The sequence below is a fragment of the Pedobacter aquae genome (genome assembly GCF_008195825.1).
GTDB lineage: Bacteria > Bacteroidota > Bacteroidia > Sphingobacteriales > Sphingobacteriaceae > Pseudopedobacter > Pseudopedobacter aquae.
This window is the reverse complement of record NZ_CP043329.1, coordinates 2,920,336-2,941,952: the sequence shown is the minus strand read 5'-3', so window position 1 is coordinate 2,941,952 and position 21,617 is coordinate 2,920,336. Positions and strand designations below refer to the sequence as shown.

Annotated in this window: 14 protein-coding genes and 1 pseudogene; 11 read left to right on the top strand and 4 right to left on the bottom strand. The window is 35.4% G+C overall.

The genetic code is table 11. From position 1 onward, the window contains the following. Positions 1 to 28 precede the first annotated feature (28 nt). The 5 genes from FYC62_RS12900 to FYC62_RS17155 all read left to right on the top strand — a co-directional run bounded on the left by FYC62_RS12900 (position 29) and on the right by FYC62_RS17155 (position 3,069). Positions 29 to 262, top strand: a complete 234-nt coding sequence (locus FYC62_RS12900; protein ID WP_149075232.1) for a hypothetical protein — start codon at positions 29 to 31, stop codon at positions 260 to 262. 200 nt (positions 263 to 462) lie between these two features. After that, positions 463 to 1,578, top strand: a complete 1,116-nt coding sequence (locus tag FYC62_RS12895) for a glycoside hydrolase family 19 protein (protein WP_149075231.1) — start codon at positions 463 to 465, stop codon at positions 1,576 to 1,578. After that, complete coding sequence (locus FYC62_RS12890) at positions 1,571 to 2,023, top strand: hypothetical protein (protein ID WP_149075230.1); 453 nt, start codon at positions 1,571 to 1,573, stop codon at positions 2,021 to 2,023. Before FYC62_RS12895 ends, FYC62_RS12890 begins: the two co-directional genes overlap by 8 nt. Before the next feature lie 140 nt (positions 2,024 to 2,163). Further along, the gene (locus FYC62_RS12885; protein ID WP_149075229.1) at positions 2,164 to 2,517 is read left to right on the top strand and encodes a hypothetical protein; all 354 of its coding nucleotides are present in this window, start codon (positions 2,164 to 2,166) and stop codon (positions 2,515 to 2,517) included. 276 nt (positions 2,518 to 2,793) lie between these two features. Beyond that, positions 2,794 to 3,069 carry a hypothetical protein gene (locus FYC62_RS17155; RefSeq protein WP_168199446.1) on the top strand — a complete coding sequence of 92 codons (276 nt, stop codon included), beginning with the start codon at positions 2,794 to 2,796 and terminating at the stop codon, positions 3,067 to 3,069. Here the strand turns inward: FYC62_RS17155 and FYC62_RS18250 are convergent. After that, a pseudogene (locus tag FYC62_RS18250) lies at positions 3,038 to 3,259 on the bottom strand (IS982 family transposase); the annotation flags it as partial. The gene FYC62_RS17155 and the pseudogene FYC62_RS18250 overlap by 32 nt on opposite strands. A 973-nt stretch (positions 3,260 to 4,232) precedes the next feature. Between FYC62_RS18250 and carB the strand changes: the two are divergent. Beyond that, a complete protein-coding gene (gene carB, locus FYC62_RS12875) occupies positions 4,233 to 7,049 on the top strand; it encodes a carbamoyl-phosphate synthase large subunit (protein WP_149075228.1) in 2,817 nt (938 codons plus the stop codon). A 75-nt stretch (positions 7,050 to 7,124) separates the two neighbouring features. Here the strand turns inward: carB and FYC62_RS12870 are convergent, their stop codons facing one another. Beyond that, positions 7,125 to 7,406, bottom strand: a complete 282-nt coding sequence (locus FYC62_RS12870) for a TFIIB-type zinc ribbon-containing protein (RefSeq protein ID WP_039454681.1) — start codon at positions 7,404 to 7,406, stop codon at positions 7,125 to 7,127. A gap of 70 nt (positions 7,407 to 7,476) precedes the next feature. Then, positions 7,477 to 10,377: a triple tyrosine motif-containing protein gene (locus tag FYC62_RS12865; RefSeq protein ID WP_149075227.1), complete on the bottom strand. Its 2,901-nt coding sequence runs from the start codon at positions 10,375 to 10,377 to the stop codon at positions 7,477 to 7,479. Between the two features lie 331 nt (positions 10,378 to 10,708). Here FYC62_RS12865 and FYC62_RS12860 point away from each other — a divergent pair, with 331 nt between their 5' ends. The 5 genes from FYC62_RS12860 (at position 10,709) to FYC62_RS12840 (ending at position 19,845) form a co-directional block, all read left to right on the top strand. Then, positions 10,709 to 13,795 carry a SusC/RagA family TonB-linked outer membrane protein gene (locus FYC62_RS12860; protein WP_149075226.1) on the top strand — a complete coding sequence of 1,029 codons (3,087 nt, stop codon included), beginning with the start codon at positions 10,709 to 10,711 and terminating at the stop codon, positions 13,793 to 13,795. 115 nt (positions 13,796 to 13,910) lie between these two features. After that, complete coding sequence (locus tag FYC62_RS12855) at positions 13,911 to 15,332, top strand: RagB/SusD family nutrient uptake outer membrane protein (protein ID WP_262713592.1); 1,422 nt, start codon at positions 13,911 to 13,913, stop codon at positions 15,330 to 15,332. A gap of 17 nt (positions 15,333 to 15,349) precedes the next feature. After that, a complete protein-coding gene (locus FYC62_RS17855) occupies positions 15,350 to 16,639 on the top strand; it encodes a PKD domain-containing protein (RefSeq protein ID WP_149075224.1) in 1,290 nt (429 codons plus the stop codon). Then, a complete protein-coding gene (locus FYC62_RS12845) occupies positions 16,629 to 17,477 on the top strand; it encodes a glycoside hydrolase family 16 protein (protein ID WP_240534728.1) in 849 nt (282 codons plus the stop codon). The genes FYC62_RS17855 and FYC62_RS12845 overlap by 11 nt, the downstream gene beginning before the upstream one ends. A 76-nt stretch (positions 17,478 to 17,553) precedes the next feature. Then, positions 17,554 to 19,845, top strand: coding sequence for a glycoside hydrolase family 3 N-terminal domain-containing protein (locus tag FYC62_RS12840; RefSeq protein ID WP_149075223.1), 2,292 nt, complete (start codon positions 17,554 to 17,556; stop codon positions 19,843 to 19,845). A gap of 421 nt (positions 19,846 to 20,266) precedes the next feature. On the opposite strand, the gene FYC62_RS12835 is transcribed toward FYC62_RS12840, so the two are convergent. After that, positions 20,267 to 21,613, bottom strand: a complete 1,347-nt coding sequence (locus tag FYC62_RS12835) for a M20/M25/M40 family metallo-hydrolase (protein ID WP_205943723.1) — start codon at positions 21,611 to 21,613, stop codon at positions 20,267 to 20,269. Positions 21,614 to 21,617: the final 4 nt, after the last annotated feature.

Here is a 21,617-nt window from a genome sequence, read left to right as displayed (position 1 = left end):
TAAGATTCCTAATGAATACAGAGATTTTTTGGTAGCAAAAGATGGAATAGAATGTAAAGACCTAAAAACACTTCTTGCTAGTCCTAACTATGTTGTAAACGTTATTGTAAATAAAGAGAAAAATTATATAAATATTATTACAAAATTTCACGATAAATTTATAGAATCTAGAAGAGGAGCAAAAGAAGATAGTTTAGAGCGGATTAGACTTATACAGCAAAGGAAAAATGAAAAGCCAATGATGCCGCCCAATAAACCATAGCTAATAAGTATTAGATCTAAGTTTAGAAAAGAGCTGCTTGTGCTTCGGTAATGAGGATTAGTTTTAGAATTTACCTGAAGTCTTTTGTTTATCAAGCACAAGTAGTTCTTTTATAAGGTCATAACCTTACCACTAAAATAGATAAAGACTATAATGGTCATATACAATATGCAGATGTAAAGGGGAACACACTTTTTATTTTGACGATAAAAGACGGCAAATCGATAAAAAAATCTAGTAAGTTTAGAAAAAAGCCAAAAGCCAAAAAGGATAATGGAATAAAAACTAAAGATACAGGTTTATACCATTGTGTAACAGAATATATAGAACACTACATAGAGGTATGCGAGACAGTAGATGACCCAGATTTACCAGGCGGGACAGAAAGAACATGCCATGAGGAATTATTATGGGTAGAGTGGTTTGAAGAAGAATGTACGCTTATAGGAGTAATAGACGAATGTTCTGATCCATCTAATTATAATACTGGAGATTGTGGAGAGGATGAGGATGATTGTTATTATTACGGTACTTGTGATGATGGTGGAGAGCAGCCCCAAAACCCATGTGTTGAATACGGACCAGGTGCTTATATGGCACCTTGTGGCTGTATTGGAGGTACTACAGGAAGGCCTTCTTGCCCCACACCTTGCCCCACATCAAAAGAAGACCTCGATAATTTATTTCCTAATGCTCCAGATCAAACAATGAATGAGTTAAATACTCTTTTAAATACATATATGGGGGATTTCGGAATAGATACAAAAGAAGAACTACAACATTTTTTGGCTCAAGCGGGACATGAAACAGGTGGGTTTAACAATTTAGGGGTTACAGAGAATTTAAATTATTCAGCACAAGGATTACTTAATACTTGGCCGAGCAGATTTTCAAGAACAGACCCTACAAAAGAAAATCCTGATGATTATGCAAATGATCCAGAAAAAATAGCAAATTTTGTATATGGTAATCGATTAGGAAATAATGTTTCCGGTGATGGCTATAAATTTAGAGGTAGAGGTATATTCCAATTAACAGGTAAATCAAATTATCAAGAATTCCAGAATTACTATAATCAGAAGTATGACCCTAACATAAATCTAATTAATAATCCTAATTTACTAGTGTCTAATCATACTTTAGCTGTTATTAGTGCATTATGGTTTTATCAAAAAAGAGTTCTTGATAAAGTATCATTAAATGCTAATACAAGCGTAGAAGTTGTAACAAAAAAAGTAAATGGTGGTAAAAATGGACTTAGTGACAGAATAACTAAACATAATTTAGCAAAAATAAATATAGACTGTAATGATTAAAAATGATTTTATGAAAAGGTTTTCAATAAACAAATTAAAAAGCGTCATCGTAATTCTTATTCTAACTCAAAGTTTAGTTTCCTTTAAGGGTCAAAACCTAACTGTTGGCACTTTTAAGTCTCCTATTATCAGACAAGACTCTACAATAATAGGTACGTGGGTTTCACAAAACGATAACCTTTGGAGATTAGAATTTAAGAATGATAGTACGCTTTATTCTATTTATACTGGTGCGGGAACCGATACCTGTAGTTTTTCCATATCTAATTCAACTCCACAATGTGGCATAACTGTGCCAGTTGAGAATCATACACGATACTTAAAGACAATCAACATTAACGATAATACAGATGTAAGTTGTTATTTAATTAACGGAATTACTAATACTCATCTTTCTTTAAGTGTAATTGACGAAGGAGGAGTGCAGGTTTTTATTAAACAATAGCGATTTCTACTACATATATTTTTTAGGAAACCGCTTTTTAAATTTTTAGGTCAATAATTAAAGTAAAAACTGGCGATGTTAATTGCGACTAAAATCATGAAAAATCTAATCATTTTACTTACGCTCATATTTTTGTTAATATGAATGCATATACGCAAAGTATAAATTTACAAGGAGTTTGGAGAGACTCAACATCCCGTACTGACTTTATTCTTAACCTAAATCAAAACGGATTTAATTTATCTGGCAACCATATTTCTATTCAACAAAATGGGAAAAAAATAGATGCTCCTGACGATCCGAATATGGTAACAATTACCGGTGTTATTAATAATCAAACAGAAATAATTGTAAACTTCATAAGTCAATTTAGTAATACATCGGGTACAGCAAAAATCACGATAATTAATGCAGCAGAAATAAAATGGGAGATAATTAATAAACCAAGCGGTGAATATTACATTCCTATTCTCTGTATTTTGAAAAAAGAATAAATGTTTTCAACAGTAATAGCTATTGAGTTTGTTTAAGAAACTCAATAGCTATTTTTTATGTGCTTCATAACGTTTTTTCTTTTTTAACTTTAATAACCATACATGTAATTTATTTGATAAATCATTATAATCATACGAGAGACTTGATGTAGAGTCACAGAAACAGTTGATCTTGAGCTTAAATGAATTTTCGTGTATGACAAATGAGATAAAGTAAGCAATTCAGATACTTTATCTAAACCTGAGATATATACTAAAAAGGGGGCTACAACACAATTGAAAGATGAACAATACACAAGTTTACTTATAGAATTAAATAGGGCTACAGCACTGGGCTGGGCGCAGGACTCATGGCAGAGCATTAAAAAGAGAGGACTAGATGGCGGTTTGGATAGTGTAGTTGTAATTAGACAAATGTTTAATTATAACCTAGGAAAGTTGGTAAAGAAAGATCGCTTTGGAAAAGATTTACCAACAACTAGCCCAAGCTTAAGCAGGTTTGACAGTGCAAAGCCAGAGGCTTTAAGATATGCCCTAAATAAAAGTGTTTAAGATTGGTAAAATGACCACTGTGAAAGGCAATAAGAATGGTTATGATTTCACTATCTGAAAGTGAAGATTTGCGGTTTCTTATTTTATAATTGCCTGCCGCCAATTGGTGTTTAGCTATTTCAGTTTCAAATTCTTTGCAGAAATCGTCAACTTTAACGAAAATTTCATTAATTTTATCAATAGTAAGCATATGATGTTGTCTTTAAGTACTTAAATATAATAAAATATGCTTAATTATCTTATAATCAGATAATTATATTTTAAAATAACCTAAATTAATCTACCCTTTCTTATCCCGAACTTAAGTTAGTATAGTAGAGCCAAATAGCAATTTTATCTTAGAAGAACATTCTATATATCTTAAAAATACAATTGGAAAAGTAAGTGCTATAAACATTGCAGTTACATTAGGATTTACCCAGCTACCACTAATATCTAAATAGATACTATTACTTTTTGTATAACCTATAAATTGTAAAAAACAAATGCTTCTATTACCGATAAAATAATAAAACCTACTTCAATTGTATTAAAATTAACTCTTTTGTGATATGCTAATATATAACTAGCAATAAAAAAGCAACCTATTGTGAAATAGTAATAATGCCAGCTAATGATTCCTTGATTTTTAACCAATATTCCATGAAGAAATGAGTATAAAACTAGTAGTAGAATTGGTAGAACATAAGCATTATAGATTATACTATTATTTTTGAAAAGTAAAGTTATAATAGTTGTAATAAGTATTATACCTGATCCAAAAGAAAACAAATAGTATGCAGTTTGAGTTGGATAGATAAACCAATTAGTGTTAAGAAGACAAAAGGAAGTGATTAGGATTAATAAATAACTTTCAATATTTTTTTTATAGGAGGTGCATATCATTTTAAATTGATTATTCAAAAATTAAAAATAACATCAACAAAAGTTTTGAAGTTAACTTTTATATTAGTGTATCATAATACTATTTTAAAGGTTATATTAGCTTGATAAGCGTCTTCTTACTATTGAAAATACAAGAATTATATTTTGTAATTCAACCATCATCATAAATTACAAAAAAAGATAATAAATAAGCACAATTTTTCTATCTTTGCATCCCGACAAACAAGTCGGGTTTTTCTTTTTTATCGCGTAAGAAAACCCACAAATAATTTACGCACATGCCAAAAGATACTTCCATTAAATCCATCCTGATCATCGGATCTGGTCCTATTATTATCGGTCAAGCTTGCGAATTTGATTATGCTGGTTCACAAGCCGCTTTATCTTTAAAAGACGAAGGTATTGAGGTTTCCATCATCAACTCAAATCCGGCAACCATCATGACGGATAAGGTTATTGCAGACCATGTTTATTTAAAACCTTTAACTGTAGCTTCTATAGAAGAGATTTTACAAGAACGTAAAATTGATGCGGTTTTACCTACTATGGGTGGTCAAACAGCGCTAAACCTAGCTATAGAGGCAGAAGAGCGTGGTATTTGGGAAAAATATAATGTAAGAATTGTTGGTGTTGATACTGCTGCCATAGAGAAAACAGAAAACCGCGAAGCCTTTAGACAACTAATGGTTGATATTGGCATTGGGGTAGCAAAATCTAAAATCGCAAACTCTTTCTTAGAAGGTAAAGAAGCGGCACAAGAAATTGGTTTCCCTTTGGTAATTCGTCCTTCTTATACTTTAGGAGGTTACGGAGGTGGTTTCGTACATAAAAAAGAAGATTTTGATGCAGCACTTTCTCATGGTTTACAAGCTTCGCCTACGCATGAGGTTTTGGTAGAGCAAGCTGTATTAGGCTGGAAAGAATATGAGTTAGAGTTATTGAGAGATAATAAAGATAACGTTATCATCATCTGTTCTATAGAAAACTTCGATCCTATGGGTATCCATACCGGAGATTCTATTACCGTAGCTCCTGCGATGACACTTTCTGACCGTTGCTACCAAGATATGCGTAACCAAGCCATCAAAATGATGAGGGCCATTGGTAATTTTGCAGGCGGTTGTAACGTACAATTCTCTGTAAACCCAGCTAACGATGAAATCATTGCGATAGAAATTAATCCACGTGTTTCTCGTTCATCAGCTTTAGCGTCTAAAGCTACGGGTTATCCAATTGCGAAAATTGCTGCTAAATTGGCTATCGGTTACAATCTAGACGAGTTAGAAAATCAAATCACCAAAACAACTTCGGCTTATTTTGAGCCTACAATAGATTATGTAATTGTTAAAGTTCCACGTTGGAATTTTGATAAATTTAAAGGCGCTAATACCGAGCTTGGTTTACAAATGAAATCTGTAGGTGAGGTCATGGCTATTGGTCGTTCTTTTATTGAAGCATTACAAAAAGCTTGTCAGTCTTTAGAAATTGGTAGAGCAGGTTTAGGTGCCGATGGCAGAGAAAACCGCAACATCGAAGACATTATGCACAAGCTAGAGCATCCAAGCTGGGATAGATTATTTGCTATCAAAGATGCTCTAAGAATGGGTGTGCCGATAGAATCAGTAAGAAAAGTTACTAAAATAGATAAGTGGTTCTTAAACCAAATACAAGAATTGGTAACCTTAGAGCAAGAACTTAAACGCTACAACTTAAACAATATCCCTAAAGATATTTTCCTTACGGTGAAGCAAAAAGGCTTCTCTGATGTTCAAATTGCATGGATTTTAGGTAATGTAACAGAAGATGAAGTTTACGATAGAAGAAAAGAACTAGGTTTAAACCGAGTTTATAAAATGGTAGATACTTGTGCGGCAGAGTTTCCGGCACAAACGCCATACTACTATTCTACTTACGAGGGTGAAAATGAATCTCGTCCATCAGACAAAAAGAAAATCATTGTTTTAGGTTCTGGTCCAAACCGTATTGGCCAAGGTATAGAGTTTGATTATTCTTGTGTACACGGTTTAATTGCTGCTGGCCAAGAAGGTTATGAAGCTATCATGGTAAACTGTAACCCAGAAACGGTATCTACAGATTTTAACATGGCAGATAAGTTATACTTCGAGCCTGTTTTTTGGGAGCATGTAAGAGAGATTATTGATTTAGAGAAACCAGAAGGTGTAATTGTGCAGCTTGGTGGCCAAACAGCATTGAAAATGGCTGAAAAGTTACATGAGAAAGGTATCAAAATTATAGGTACTTCTTATGATAATATGGACATTGCCGAAGACCGCGGTCGTTTCTCTGATTTATTAAAAGAATTAAATATCCCTTATCCACGTTATGGTGTAGCAGAAGATGCTGAAGAAGCTATAAAAGTAGCTAGTGAAGTAGGTTACCCGGTATTGGTTCGTCCGTCTTATGTATTGGGTGGCCAAGGCATGAGCATCGTGATTAACGATGAGGATTTAGAAAGAGCGGTTGTAAAGTTACTTGGAGATTTACCAGGAAACAGAGTTTTAATTGACCATTTCTTAGACAGAGCAGAAGAGGCAGAATCAGATTCTATTTTTGATGGTGAAGATGTGCATATCATTGGTTTAATGGAGCATATTGAGCCTGCTGGTATCCACTCAGGAGATTCATTCTCGGTTCTACCTCCGTTTAACTTATCAGCAGGAGTAATTGCTAAAATGGAAGAGTATACTGAAAAACTTGCTAGAGCTTTAGATATAAGAGGTTTGATGAATATCCAATTTGCTATTAAAAATGAGGATGTTTATGTGATAGAGGCAAACCCTAGAGCATCAAGAACGGTTCCTTTTATTGCTAAGGCTTATGATGTACCTTATATCAACATCGCAACTAAAGTGATGTTAGGTACTAAAAAGTTAAAAGACTTTACCATAGAAAGAAAGTTAGAAGGTTATGCTATTAAAGAACCAGTTTTCTCTCACCATAAATTCCCTGAAATTCAGAAAGAATTAGGTCCTGAGATGAAATCAACCGGTGAAGCTATCCGTTTCATTAAGTCTTTAGAAGACCCATATTTTATCCAGTTATACAAAGAGAAATCTATGTATTTATCTAAATAACAGGAGATTAAAGTAAAACAAAGAGCCATCTGTTTTTGCAGATGGCTCTTTTATTTTTCTAGAAAATCTTAAGCTTTAGAAATCAAATAAATCGCCTAAGAAAGAGTCTTTCTTTTTCTTTCTATAGTCATGATGTTTGTAATCATGATGTTGTTGAGTCCTATAGTTATCGTTTGGTTGTTGAGTTTTATAGCTGTCGTTTTGCTGCGGAGGGCGTTCAAAAGAGGCAGAACGCTCTATAATTTTATCTAGTTCTCCGCGGTCTAGCCATACGCCACGGCACTCTGGGCAATAATCTATTTCTACACCGCTTCTATCGGTAATTAAAAGGTTAACATTACAAGTAGGACATTTCATGTTATATAAGATTAATCAAACAATAAATTAACGCATATTTTGGCTATTTGTTTCTTTTTAAAAGCTTTGCCTATTCGCTATGTGCCGCCTCCATTAAATAATCAAACAGATTGGTATCTGATGAAACATTTAGTTTTTTACGCAACCTATACCTGCTTACTTCAACAGCTCTTATGGTGATGCTCATAAGTTGGGCCATTTCTTTGGATGATAAGTTCATTTTTAAATAGGCGCAAAGTTTTAAATCATTTGGGCTTAAAGCCGGAAATTTCTCTTTCAGCTTGGTTAAAAAGTTAGAATGTACATGGTCAAAATGTATGGCAAACTGCTCCCAATCAGAGTCGTTTCTTTCAGCCTCATTCAATAAACTTAAAATCCTCTTAAATTCTTCAGGAGCGTTTTCAGCATCCTCAACTTTTACAATAGGTAATAGCTCTTCTTTTATTTTGGTTAATAATTTACCTCTTTGTACCAGGTGCATGGTAGCTGTGGCAAGTTCTTTATTCTTGAAATTTACATCGGCTTCAAGTTTTTCGTTTTGCAGTTTTACAATTTCTTTTTCGTTATGCTCAATTTCTAGCTGGTGGGTCTTTTTTAAATACTCTTGCTCTTTCAGGTGTATTTTTTTCTGTCTTTGGATAAGTAAATAAATCGCAACAGCTAAAAGTAAGAAGCAAATAAAATAAAATAAGTTGCTTTGGTACCAAGCTGGTTCTACGGTAAATGAGAAGGTGCTTACCGGAGACTCGTTTCCTAAATTGTTTCTGGCTTTAACTTTAAAGGTGTAGTTTCCATGAGGGATATTGGTGTAATCTTTCTCGCTTTTAGAACTCCATGCCGACCATTCTTTATCAAAACCTTTCAATTGGTAGCTGTATTCTATATTCTGTTGCTGCTCATATAGGGTAGATGAGTACTCGAAATGTAAAGAATTATCCTTGTAAGCAAGCACTGGTTTTTGCTTTTTATCTTGTTTTTGGGCAATCTTATCTTGGTTTAAAAAATAACCTCCAAAGATGGTGCTATCTGTTTTACCAGATATTTTTACTTGCGTAAGCAGAACATTTAAGGGTCTTATATTGGCTAAATATTTTGGATAATTGATATGGATAACGCCCGTATTAGAGCCAATAAAAATGTTTTCTTTGTTGTGGATGTAAATATTCTCAAAGCCAGCCAAAACTTTAGAAGTAAGCCCAGGAAAATAAACTATGGTATAATTTTTACCCTTTTCTTTCCTTTGGAAATCTATCACACCAACATTTTTATAGCTTACAAACCAGATGTTTCCATCTTGGTCTTCATTAAGATATTGAAACGTTTTTTTTAGAATAGGAGAAAAAAACTTTGAAGGCGAGAATTTCTGACGGGCTTCATCAAACTCATAAATACCTTGAAGCGTGGCAACTACAATGCGATTTTTAATTCTTGCCACATAATTATGTAATGGAGATGGTAAACCATCTTTTGCACCATAAATCCAAGTTTTTAAGATGCTGGTTTTATCATCAGATAATTTAAACCTATAAATACCACGATAAGGATGAGAAGCCCAGAAAGTATTGCTGCTATTATCATAAAGTAAAAATCTCAAAGACTCATCAATACCTTTAATAGTGCCTTTATTGATGAATTTCCCTTGATCATAAGCAATGTGTTGTAGACCGTTAAAAGTACCGGCAATAATTTCTTTAGCAGGATAATAAGGGGAAGTAGGTTCAAAAATCCATGTACCTGGGGCATTGTAAAGCTGGCTTACGCTATTATTTTTAACCAAAAAAGTACCTTCTTCATGGGCCACTAAAAGCTGGTTGTTTAATACATTTAAGTTCCAAACTTGCCCTTGTACCTTTGGGATGATGCTAAATTTATTGCTGTTGTAGCTAATATCTTTAACATTGGGGTTTAGTGGCGAAACATATAAACCGTTAGAAGTTCCTACATATAATTGATGATCAAGAATACGGGTGGCATAGCCTGTAGTTTGCTTTAGCGGGTCTGGATAAATGTATTTAATAGCGGTGTTAAACGTTAAAAAATCTATACCATCATCAAGTCCTAGCCAAAGGTTTTGGCTTTTATCTTTAAAAATACTTCTAATATTATTTCTTTGCAAGCCTTCAGAAACGGTAAATCTTTGTACAATATTTCCTTTTTTATCAACGATAAAACAACCGGCAGAGGCAGTGCTAAAGGCGTACCAGTCTTTATTAACTTCTAAAGCACAGTTAATACGATGCTTGTAAAAAATAGCATCATCTTTAGAAGCCAATTTAGATAATTGGTTTTGATGTAAAAGATACAGTCCGTTTTTTAAGGTGGTAACCAATAAAGTGTCTTTTTGGTAAGGTAGAATAGCTGTAACCACAGCACTCTTTAAATCTGGATGCTCGCAAACGTTTTTCCAAACGCCATTTTTTACAGATAATATACCCTTAGTGTTTTCATGAGCTAGAACTTGGTCTTTAACTTTGCCTATAAACTCAAAAGCGCCTTCTGCTTTATAAACTCTAAAAGCACCATCTTTAAAATGAAAAATCTTAGGTCTTGTTCTAAAATAAACCTCTTGGTTAATGATTTCTATGTTCCAGATATCAGCAAATTGCTTATCAGCCATTGGGATAAGTTCTCTTAACGAATGGAACTTTAAAACGCCATGCTCATTGGGAAAGAAATAGCCAATTTCATCTTGGCCACCTACATAAATTTTACCATCGGGATGTATTTTGACCGACCGTACAATGGTTCTATGCGGTAAAGGATAAAGTTTCCAATAACGCCCATCGTAAGAGAGCAAGCCTTCATTATTGGCAAAATACATGATGCCATTTCTGTCTTGATCTATTTTCCAGTTTTGTGTACCTGCTTTATAAAAAGATGAACTGTAGTTATTTATCTGCGGAAGCCCTATTTGAGCTTCGGTTATAGTAGATATAGAGAATATGAATAAAAATAAAGTTAGATGCTTCATGAATGCTTATGAAGTATGATTTATAAGGTTATAGTTATCAAGATACAAATCTATTTTCAATTTTAAATAGGAAGTACGAAGTTGTAAACATACAAACCCCTTAAATTGTGTTTAAAGCTATTTTAACAAATATGTTTTTATAGCCAAACACCCTGATGTAGTATTATTGTAGTACCTCTAAAACTTAATTTCAAGGATATTGTAGTGGTTATATAGTACTTCATCATGATGATGGTACACAAATTGAAATTACTTTTGTTCTGTTGTTTAAGGTGCCAATCTTAACCTCAATTAACCAATTAAATAAATTATTCAACTTAACTAATTTTTTATGAAAGGGAAAATTACCTTAATTTTTCTAACGCTTTATCTGTATTGCTGTGCAATTACGTATGGTCAAGATTTACGCGTTACCGGAAAAGTTACTGACGAAAAGGGCGAAGCATTACCCGGCGTTAGTATCAAAATTAAAAATGAAACTGTTTCTACTCAAACCAATGTTAGCGGAGAATTTGCTTTACGGGTTGGCTCAGAAAATCAAATCTTAGTTTTTTCTTATTTAGGCTTTACCACAAAAGAAGTTTTGGTGGGTAAGAATAGAAATATCAATGTAACGCTGCAAACCAGCAATGCTAGCTTAGATGAGGTTGTTGTAGTAGGTTACGGTACCCAACAAAAAGCTACTGTTTCTAGTTCTATTTCGTCTGTATCATCCAGAGAAATTACAGCAACACCAGTAGCAGATGCAGCACAAGCTTTACAAGGTAGGGTTGCCGGTGTTACAGTAGTACAAAACTCTGGTGCGCCAGGTGGTACAGGCGGTGCCGGAATTAGAATACGTGGTATATCATCTGTAACGGGTACCAATAATCCTTTAATAGTTTTAGATGGTTTCCCACTACCAGACCAAGGGGCAGACAACGTGTTAAACTCTTTTAGCCCAGGCGAGATAGAATCTATTGATGTTTTAAAAGACGCATCGGCAGCTTCTATTTACGGAGTTAGAGGGTCTAATGGGGTTATCATGATAACTACCAAAAGAGGAAAAGAAGGCGTAGTAAATATCAATGCTGATGTATATCGCGGTATGCAACAAGCATGGCGCCTACCAACCATGCTAAATGCAAGAGAGTACGCTATCCTAAATAACGAAGCCAGATTGGCTAGTTTGTTAAATCCGCTACCAAAACTTGCAGACCCTACAGCTGTTCAACAAGAATATGGCGAGGGAACAGATTGGTTAGACGAAATTTTTAGAGGTGCAGCCATGACCAATGCTTCTGTAAATATTAATGGCGGTACAGAAAAAGCTAAATATTCTTTCTCTACCGGATATTTCCAACAAGATGGTATTATAGAGGAAACCAGCTTTGAAAGATTTACAGCCCGTTTTAACGGAGATTTAAAAGCTAGTAAAAGGTTAAAAATTGGTAATAGCTTAGCGCTTTCGCGTACTAAAGAAGATCCTGCAAATACTTTTGATGCTTTTAACAGTGTTATTTTATTAGCACTTACAGCGCCACCAACCGTTAGACCAAGAAACCCTGATGGTACTTATGCTGGTGGTAATGGTGGTATTGATGGTTTTGACGAGCCTAACCCAGTGTATCAATTAGAAGTTCCTCAGTTTTTAAATACCCGTTTTAGATTAACCGGAAGTGTTTTTGGAGAATATGAGATAGCAACTGGCTTATCATTTAAAGCTAACTTAGGTTTAGATTTTGTTACCCAAAGCTTAAGAGGATATAACCCAGCTATTCCTTCTACTGGTGGTCGTCCTATTATTAGAACTGGCGTAACAGACCAAACCAATTTTAACCCAAGTTATTTGGGCGAGTTTACCTTAAACTATACCAAGAAAATTCAAGACCATAGTTTTAACTTGTTAGCTGGTTACACCGTTCAAGATAATAACTTCAATACTTTAGGTGCCGGCAGAACCGGATATAGCGTTTTAGGTTTCCCTGTATTAAATGATAATATTTTTAGACCTGTAGATTTATCAGAAACCTATAATTTTAATGGTTTTGGCACCAATAGGTTACTTTCTTATGTAGGAAGAATAAACTACGATTATAAAGGGAAATACATTTTACAGGCTAGTATAAGACAAGACGGTTCTTCTAATTTTGGTCCAGATAATAAATACGCCATATTCCCAGCTTTCTCTTTAGCGTGGAGAGCTATTGATGAGGATTTTATTAAAAACTATACTTGGCTAAGTGATTTAAAACTAAGATTTAGCTTTGGTGTAGTAGGAAACCAAGATATACCAGGCTTCTCTTATTTGGCTGGTATCAACAGTGGTATTGGTTATGCTTTTGGCGATAATACAGGTAGTGGCGGTTTAGTTGCTGGTGCTGCACCAACAGCTTTATCTAACCCAAATATTGGATGGGAGAAAAATCAGCAAATTAACATTGGTTTAGATTTAGGGTTTTATAAAAACCGTTTAACGGCTTCCTTAGATTTATACCAAAGAAAATCTTTAGACCTATTGTTTAGAGTACCTGTTCCTACAACTTCAGGAACTTATGAGCCTATTCCTTTTAACACAGGCGATATGGTGAATAAGGGTATAGATTTTACCTTAAATAGCGTAAACGTAGATAAAAAGAATTTCAAGTGGAATACTACTTTAGTATTATCTGCTTATGATAACGAGTTAACTTCTTTAGGTTTAGCATCGCCCATTAATAATGGTTTTGCCCGTATCCCAGGTGGCTCTTTAAGAGTAGAGCAAGGCTTCCCGGTAAATTATTTTTATGGCTTTAAAACCGATGGAATTTTCCAAAACCAAGCAGAGGTTGATGCTCATGCCACACAAACAGCAGGTACTAACCCAGCTACTAGTACCGCTCCTGGCGATATTAGATTTGTAGATGTGAATAAAGACGGTGTAATTAACGATATGGATAGAACCAATATTGGTAATCCTAACCCAACTTTTACTTACGGTTTTACCAACAACTTTACCTATAAAAATTTCGAGTTGAGCTTGTTTATACAAGGTGCAGAAGGAAATGAAGTGCTAAACTTTAACAGATGGTATACAGAAAGTGGTGTAAGTAACGGTAATTACTCTAATTATTTTATTGGCAGATGGACAGGTGAAGGTACTTCTAACAGCATTCCAAGAGCTATCCAGAATGATCCAAACCAAAATAACCGTGTTTCTGATAGGTTTGTAGAAGATGCTTCTTACCTACGTATCAAAAACTTAAGATTGGGTTATTCTTTACCATCAAAATGGATGAGAACTGCAAAAATCCAGAAAATGCAAATCTACGGAAGTGTGCAAAACCTATTAACAGTAACCAATTATACAGGGTTTGACCCAGAAGTTGGTGGTGGTGTTGATATTGGTTATTACCCACAAGCCAGAATATTCCTATTAGGTATTAATGCAAGCTTTTAATTCAAAGAAATTAAAACATGAAGACAATAAAATTAAAATATATCATGATTGGGGTTGTGGTAACAACTTTAATCAGCTGTAAGAAAGATTTTTAAATCTTGATCCCAACGATAGAATCACTACAGAAAACTTTTATCAAACAGAAAATGATGCTATTGCAGCTATAAATGCTGTTTATCAGCCATTAACAGGATTATATAACTTAATGTGGCAGTTTGGAGATATCATGAGTGATGATACCGATACTGGCGGTGGCGGTGGTGGCGATGGTGCATCAGAACTTGAGCTTGATAATTTTACGGTAACTCCGTTTAATTCTAACCTATCTAACTATTGGGCGCAATGTTATTTAGGCATCCAAAGAGCTAATATCGCTATAGAGAAAGTTCCAAATGTGCCAAGCATCAGCGAAAGTATAAAAAATAGAAGTTTAGGCGAGGCGTACTTTTTAAGAGCTGTTTATTATTTCCATTTGGTAAGGTTGTTTGGCGATGTTCCTTTCTATACCAATCCTATTTCTTTAGAAGAGGCAAGAACTGTAGCAAGGTCTCCAAGAGCCGATGTTTATGCTCAAATTATTGCCGATTTAAAACAAGCTGAAGGGCTTTTACCTAATACTTATGTAGGCGCTAATAAAGGTAGGGCAACCGCTGGTTCTGCAAAAGGTATTTTGGCTAGTGTTTATTTAACCTTAGGCAATAAAACAGAAGCCGCAGCTAAAGCTTTAGAGGTTATTAATAATGCGGGTTTATACGGTTATGATTTATGGGCAAATTATGGCGATAACTTCAAATTAGAGAATGAGAATGGTAAAGAATCTGTATTTGAGGTGCAATATCGTAGTGGTGGTGGCCAATGGACTTTCTTTGGTGGCGGACAAGTGTTAAACACTTTTATGGGGCCAAGAGCACAAAACGTAGTACAATCTTCTGGTTATGGTTTTAGTATCCCAACTTTAGATTTGTTTAACCAATACGAGCGCACCAATGCGGCAGACTCTAGCACAATTAGAGACACCAGAAGAAGACCAAGCATGTGGATGCCAGGCGACAAATTTGTATCAGGAGCAGTAAACTATACACAACCAGCTTCTTTAATTGGCTCTCCTAATGGTTTTAACACCAAGAAATATTTTGTGCCTATTACCAATTTAACTGGCGATAATGGTGGCTGGACAGCGTCTAAAAATATCCCGGTAATGCGTTATAGCGAAATCTTATTGATTTACGCAGAGGCTGCCGGACGAACTTTAGGAAAGCAATATATTGATAGGGTGAGAGCCAGAGCAAATTTGAATCCGCTACCAGCTGGTTTAAGTGATGCTGATTATTTGGCGGCTATTTACAAAGAACGTAGGGTAGAGTTTGCTTTTGAAATGCACCGTTGGTTTGATTTATTGCGTCATCCAAACCCTAATTACTTTATAGATGTAATGAGGGCAGCAGGTAAAACAAATGTTGCAGCTAAGCATAGGTTTATGCCTATCCCGCAAAGTGAGAGAGATATCAATCCAAACTTAACTCAAAATGATTATTAACATTTAAGATACATGTTATGAAAAAAAATATTTTAATAACCTTATCTGCCGTTCTTACAACTTTCTTCTGGACAGCTTGTAAAGAGTCTGATAATATATTAGAAGGCACACCTTCTGAAGCGTCTTTTACAGCGGCCATAACCGCTGTACCAGATACCTTACCTTTTGTACAAAAAGTAACTTTTACCAATGGTTCTAAAGATGCTTTCATTTATAAATGGGATTTTGGCGATGGTAGTAACCCATCGGCGGAAGCCAACCCTGTACACATTTATAAAAGCAGCAATACTTTTACGGTAAAACTTACTTCGGTAGGTAAAGCCGGTAGCAGCGAAAGTACAAGAGTAATTACCGTACAAGACGCTTGTAGCAATGAAACATTTAGGAAATTGACCAGCTGCGGCGTTCAAAAATGGACATGGAGCAGCAGCGCCGATGCTATTAAAGTTTTATCAGCAGATGCTTCGCAAGTATTTTTTGCAGGCCCAGCAGCAGGTTGCCAAGTTGATGATAAATTTACTTTCCAAGCTGATGGTACTTTTAAATACGATGCTAACGGTGAAACCTTTAGTGTACAAGCAGGTTATTCTTGCCAGCCAGCTATTGCCAATGCTACATCATTTAAACTAGCAGCAAAGGCTGGTACTGTACCAAAAATAATTTTGGGTCCTGCTGTTACCGGTGGAAGAGCATTTATGGGCACCACAGACCAAGTTGTGGGTAATGCTTATGAGATTAGGTCTATTACCGATGAAACAATGGTTTTAAGAGGCACTTTACAAGATGGTAATTTAATAGAGTTTAAATTCCAATTACCATCAGATTTAGATAATGTGAAGTTATTATTAACAGGTGGCGCTACCAGATCTTGGAAATTAGATGCAAGCAAAGTTCCAGGCCCTATTACGGTAGGTCCTAATGATGGCGACCCAACCGGATTTTTTGGTGGTGGTCCATTATCGCCTTGCCAAGTTGATGATATCTATACCTTCGGTCAAAATAATTCTATTGTTTACAATGCTGGTGCAGAAACTTTTGTGGCCGGAAACCCTGGTAGTTGCCAAGCGCCAAGAAATTATAGCACCAATTTTACTTTTACCAATGTGCCAAGTGGAGCTGGTATAGCACAAATTAACCTTCCGGTAAATGCACAACTTTTTATTGGTATAACCGATAGACCTAGTGAAAATGTTTACAGGATACTAGAAATAAATGATAATAGGATGGTTTTAAGAGCCGGAAATGGAAATAGTGGGGTAGTGTTTGATTTATTTTTGTTAGAGTTAATTAATATTGATGATGATTAGAATGGACAGAATAGTTTTATTTAGCCTCGGACTGGTGGCCTTGGCTTGTACAGAAAAGAAAGATTTACCACCTACCACAGCACCAAAGGCTATAGAAGACAAAAACTGGACTTTTGAGTTGTCTCCTGTTTGGGCAGATGAATTTACTGGAAGTGGTAAACCTGATGCTACAAAATGGGGTTATGATATTGGTGGCAGCGGTTGGGGTAATAACGAGTTACAATATTATACCGCTGGCGATAACGTAAATATCGCCAACGGTATATTAACCATTACTGCAAGAAAAGAAAATCGCGAAAGCAATCTTTATACTTCTAGCAGATTGGTTACCAGAGGTAAAGGCGACTTTTTATATGGCAGGTTTGAGATAAGAGCCAAACTACCTACTGGTAGAGGCACATGGCCAGCAATTTGGATGTTACCTACAGATTTTGCCTATGGAAATTGGCCAAACTCTGGTGAAATTGATATTATGGAGCATGTTGGTTACGACCAAAACCGGGTGCATATTACCGTACATACAGGGGCTTTTAACCATAGCATCAATACACAAAAAGGAAACTCTAAAGTTATCCCAACTGCTTCTACAGCATTTCACAATTATAGGGTAGATTGGACACCTTATGCCGTTAGAGGTTATATTGATAACGATCTTGTTTTTGAATTTGTAAACAACGGACAAGGTTTTAAAGCTTGGCCTTTTGATAAAAGGTTCCACTTACTACTCAATATTGCCGTTGGTGGTAATTGGGGTGGCGCACAAGGGGTAGACCCTAATGTTTTCCCTACGGCTATGGACATAGACTATGTTAGAGTTTATAAAATGATAGACAAATAACACCTTATCTTCTTACACAGTATACTCTTTACAATCAGTAGTTTTAACGTAAAGAGTATACTTTTTACAATTTTTTATGAAAAAAGCACAATTATTCTTCTGGCTTTGGCTAGGGGTCTCTTGTTATAGCTACGCTCAGGAGGATAAACTTTTAGATACCAAAGTACAGTCTTTACTCTCAAAAATGACTTTAGAAGAGAAGGTTGGGCAAATGGCTCAAATTACTTTAGATGTTATTACCAAAGGTAAAGATAGGTTTACCAGCGATGAACCTGTAGTTTTAGATAAAGCAGCTATGGACAAAGCTTTTGGGGTGTATAAAATAGGCTCGGTACTTAATACTGCAAACAACAGAGCCAGAACACCAGAAGTTTGGTACAACATCATTAGTGGGATACAAAAAGCGGCTCGCAATAAGCTAAACATTCCAGTTATTTATGGTATTGATGCTATACATGGCACAACTTACACAGCAGGTGCAACCATGTTTCCTCAGCAAATAGGGCAGGCAGCCAGTAGAAATAAAGAGCTTATTAAAAAAGCAGCGCAAATAACAGCTTATGAAACCAGAGCCAGCGGCATCCCATGGAATTTTTCTCCGGTTCTGGATTTAGGTCCAGACCCACGCTTTCCACGTATTTGGGAAACTTACGGAGAAGATGTACACCTTACCACTGTTTTAGGTATTGAGGCTATAAAAGGTTATGAAGGTGATGATAATGATATCAATAACCCTTACCATGTGGCATCTTGCCTAAAGCATTTTTTAGGTTATCAGATTGCTTTATCTGGTAAAGATAGAACTCCGGCTTATATCTCAGAACAAGCTTTAAGAGAGTATCATTTACCTGCTTTTAAAGCTGCAATAGATGCTGGCGCTCATACCATCATGATAAATTCTGGCCTGATAAATAGCGTTCCCGTTCATGCTAATTATAATTTACTTACCAAATTACTAAGAGAAGAGTTGGGTTTTAAAGGTTTAGTTGTTACAGATTGGGGCGATATAGAAAACCTACATACCAGAGATAAAATTGCAAAATCTCATAAAGAAGCTATCATGCTTGCCATTAATGCAGGTATAGATATGTCTATGATAGCCTATCAGTATGAAACTTTTTGTGATAACCTTATTGCCTTGGTTAAAGAGGGGAAAGTAAAGCAGTCGCGTATTGATGAAGCTGTAGCTAGAATTTTAGTGTTGAAGTACAAATTGGGATTATTTGAAACTCCGGTTACGCACTACAAGAATTATCCAAAATTTGGTAGCAAGGAGTTTGAGCAAGCAGCTTATCAGGCCGCAGCCGAATCTATTACTTTATTAAAAAATAACAATAATACGCTTCCGCTGAGGAAAGACATGAAGGTTTTAGTTACCGGGCCAAACGCAAATTCTATGCGTACATTAAATGGCGGTTGGACTTATTCTTGGCAAGGCGAAAAAGTAGAAGAATTTGCATCAAAATACAATACCATTGTAGAGGCTTTAAAGCATAAAATAGGAGAACATCAGGTAGTTTATGTTCCAGGACTTAGCTATAAAATGGATGGTAAATACTTTGAGGAATATGCCGATAATATGCAAGAAGCATTAGAAGCAGCAAAAAATGTTGATGCCGTTGTTTTATGCTTAGGCGAAAACTCTTATACCGAGACACCAGGTAATTTAAGCGATTTATATCTTTCTGATTTACAAACAGAATTTGCTCAAAAAATAGCCGCTTTAGGTAAACCTATTATTTTAGTTTTAAATGAAGGTAGGCCAAGAATCATCAGTAAAATAGAGCCCGCTATGCCTGCTATAGTACAAACCTATTTACCGGGTAATTTTGGTGGCGATGCTTTAGCTGATATCCTTTTTGGGGATGTTAATCCATCGGGTAAACTGCCTTATACCTATCCTAAATACCCAAATTCTTTGGTAAATTATAATCATAAACCATCAGAAAGTAGGTCGGTAGTAGAAGGTGTTTATAATTACGATGCTGATTATAATCCGCAATATGAATTTGGACATGGTTTAAGTTATACTACTTTTAAATACAGCAATTTAAGTTTATCAGCTGTAAAGATTACAGAAAATGATAAATTACAGGTAAGTGTAGATGTTACCAATACAGGGACAAGAGAAGGTAAAGAAGTGGTAGATGTTTATTTGAGCGATTTATATGCTTCTATCACACCAGATAAAAAGCGATTAAAAGCTTTCGAGAAAATTAGTTTAAAAGCAGGTGAAGTTAAAACTGTTAAGTTTACCATAACAAAAGAAGAATTAGCTTTTATAAATGACAATAATAAAAAAGTTGTTGAACCTGGCGAATTTGAAATTCAAATTGGAGGATTGAAAAGACAGTTTGAAGTAGAATAGTGGTGATAAAACGTTATTTTAAGTAGTTCGATAAATCGAGCCAAAGTAATAATAACCGTTTACTTCTAATTCCGCCTTGGCGGTTGCGGTATCTACAGCATTAGCCCTAGTAGAATCTTTAGAAGCAAGCGGCGCAGCGGAGAGTTTATTCAATTAGCTTATTGTTTTTTTAAAGGCTTTCATGTGTTCGCTTAGCTCGGGTTTGGTTACTTTTTGCGGAAACATGCGAAGCATTCATGAAGGCCAAAACATAAAACTAATACTTTGAATAAAAGTAACTTGACATGGCCGGTCAAGAGGCTGGAAAGACTTGTGCGAATGCCTGATTTTGAAATATACTTAAAAAACTTCAATGGTAGTGGAGTCGAAGGATAAACAAGAGAGACTTCGACTCCGCTACTTTAAATAGAAAAAATGTTTTTTACCTCACTGGTTTAGGAAATACTATAGCACTTTCATGCCCATCGGTATCTACAGCTTGTACACCAAAAAAGTAATTGTCTTTAGAATAAGGTAAAGTATGCTGGGTAGTGCTTACATAAAATTTCTTTTCCCAAAAAGGAGAAGTAGTCTCACGCATTAAAATATAATAACCTGCTGCATTGCCGCTTTTAGGTGCTTCCCATTTTAAGGTAGTTTTGTTTGTTAAATCGCTAGTTAAAATACCCACATTTTGAGGTTCTGAGGGTGCTTTAGCAATATTTGCTAATACTGCTAAATTCATCCTACCTACTTTTTGGATATAATTATAATCGGCAAATTCTGGTAAATCGCCATAATCTCTACCGTTTTCTGTTCTAATATCTTGATGCTGTCTATCAAAATTCTCATTCATTTCTGTAAACCTAACAGCAGTAAAGCCTTCTAAAGAAAAAGGCGTATGGTCTCCGCCTCTTAAATAGCGGTCTCTTCTGTAAATAAGTTTAACATCTAATTGGTCTACATAACGTTCTGCAATTTCTTTAACATAACGAGAAAATTGTCTTGCCGGACTATCATTTTCGCCACCAACAGAAGTTCTTAAAGCAGCTTGTTCTTTGGTTTCTGTAGCAGGTACACCTTCGCTAAAAACCCTTACAGAGCGGTTGTCTTTCAAATCTGTTTCGCTACCATAAGTGTTTCCTACAATATCATTGGTAATCATGGCATTAATATTCCAGCCTTCTGCTTTAGATTTTTTAGCTAAATGGGCAGCACCATACAAACCCTGTTCTTCCCCAACGGCAGCCATAAAAATAATAGTGGCGCTAAATTGGTGTTTACTCATGATGCGGGCTAGCTCTAAAGAAATAGCAGTTCCAGAGGCATCATCAACAGCGCCTGGGGCTTTGCTTTTGGCATCGTTAACATCAGAAGCTCTAGAGTCATAATGACCAGAAATGATAAAAACCCGATGATCATTAGGATTTGTGCCTGGTAAGGTTGCTAAAACATTTTTAAGAACAGCGTCTTGTTTTATTCTACGTCCGTCGGCAGGTTGGGTAAAAGTATCAAAATCTACTTTTAGTCTGCCGCCAGATGCTTTGCTGTATTTTTCAAACTCGCTTTTAATCCAATTTCTGGCAGCGCCTATGCCTGTAGTTTTACTTGTAGTATCACTTAAAGTATGTCTGGTGCCAAAACTAGCGAGTTTTTTAACCAGTATTTCTAAGTTTTGAGCAGATACCTCTTCTACCATTTGCTGTATTTGAGGGTCTCTTTTTACGGTAGTTTGCGCTATACCTTCTGTGAAAACAAATAATAAAGCAATAATTCCTGCAATTCTCATATTT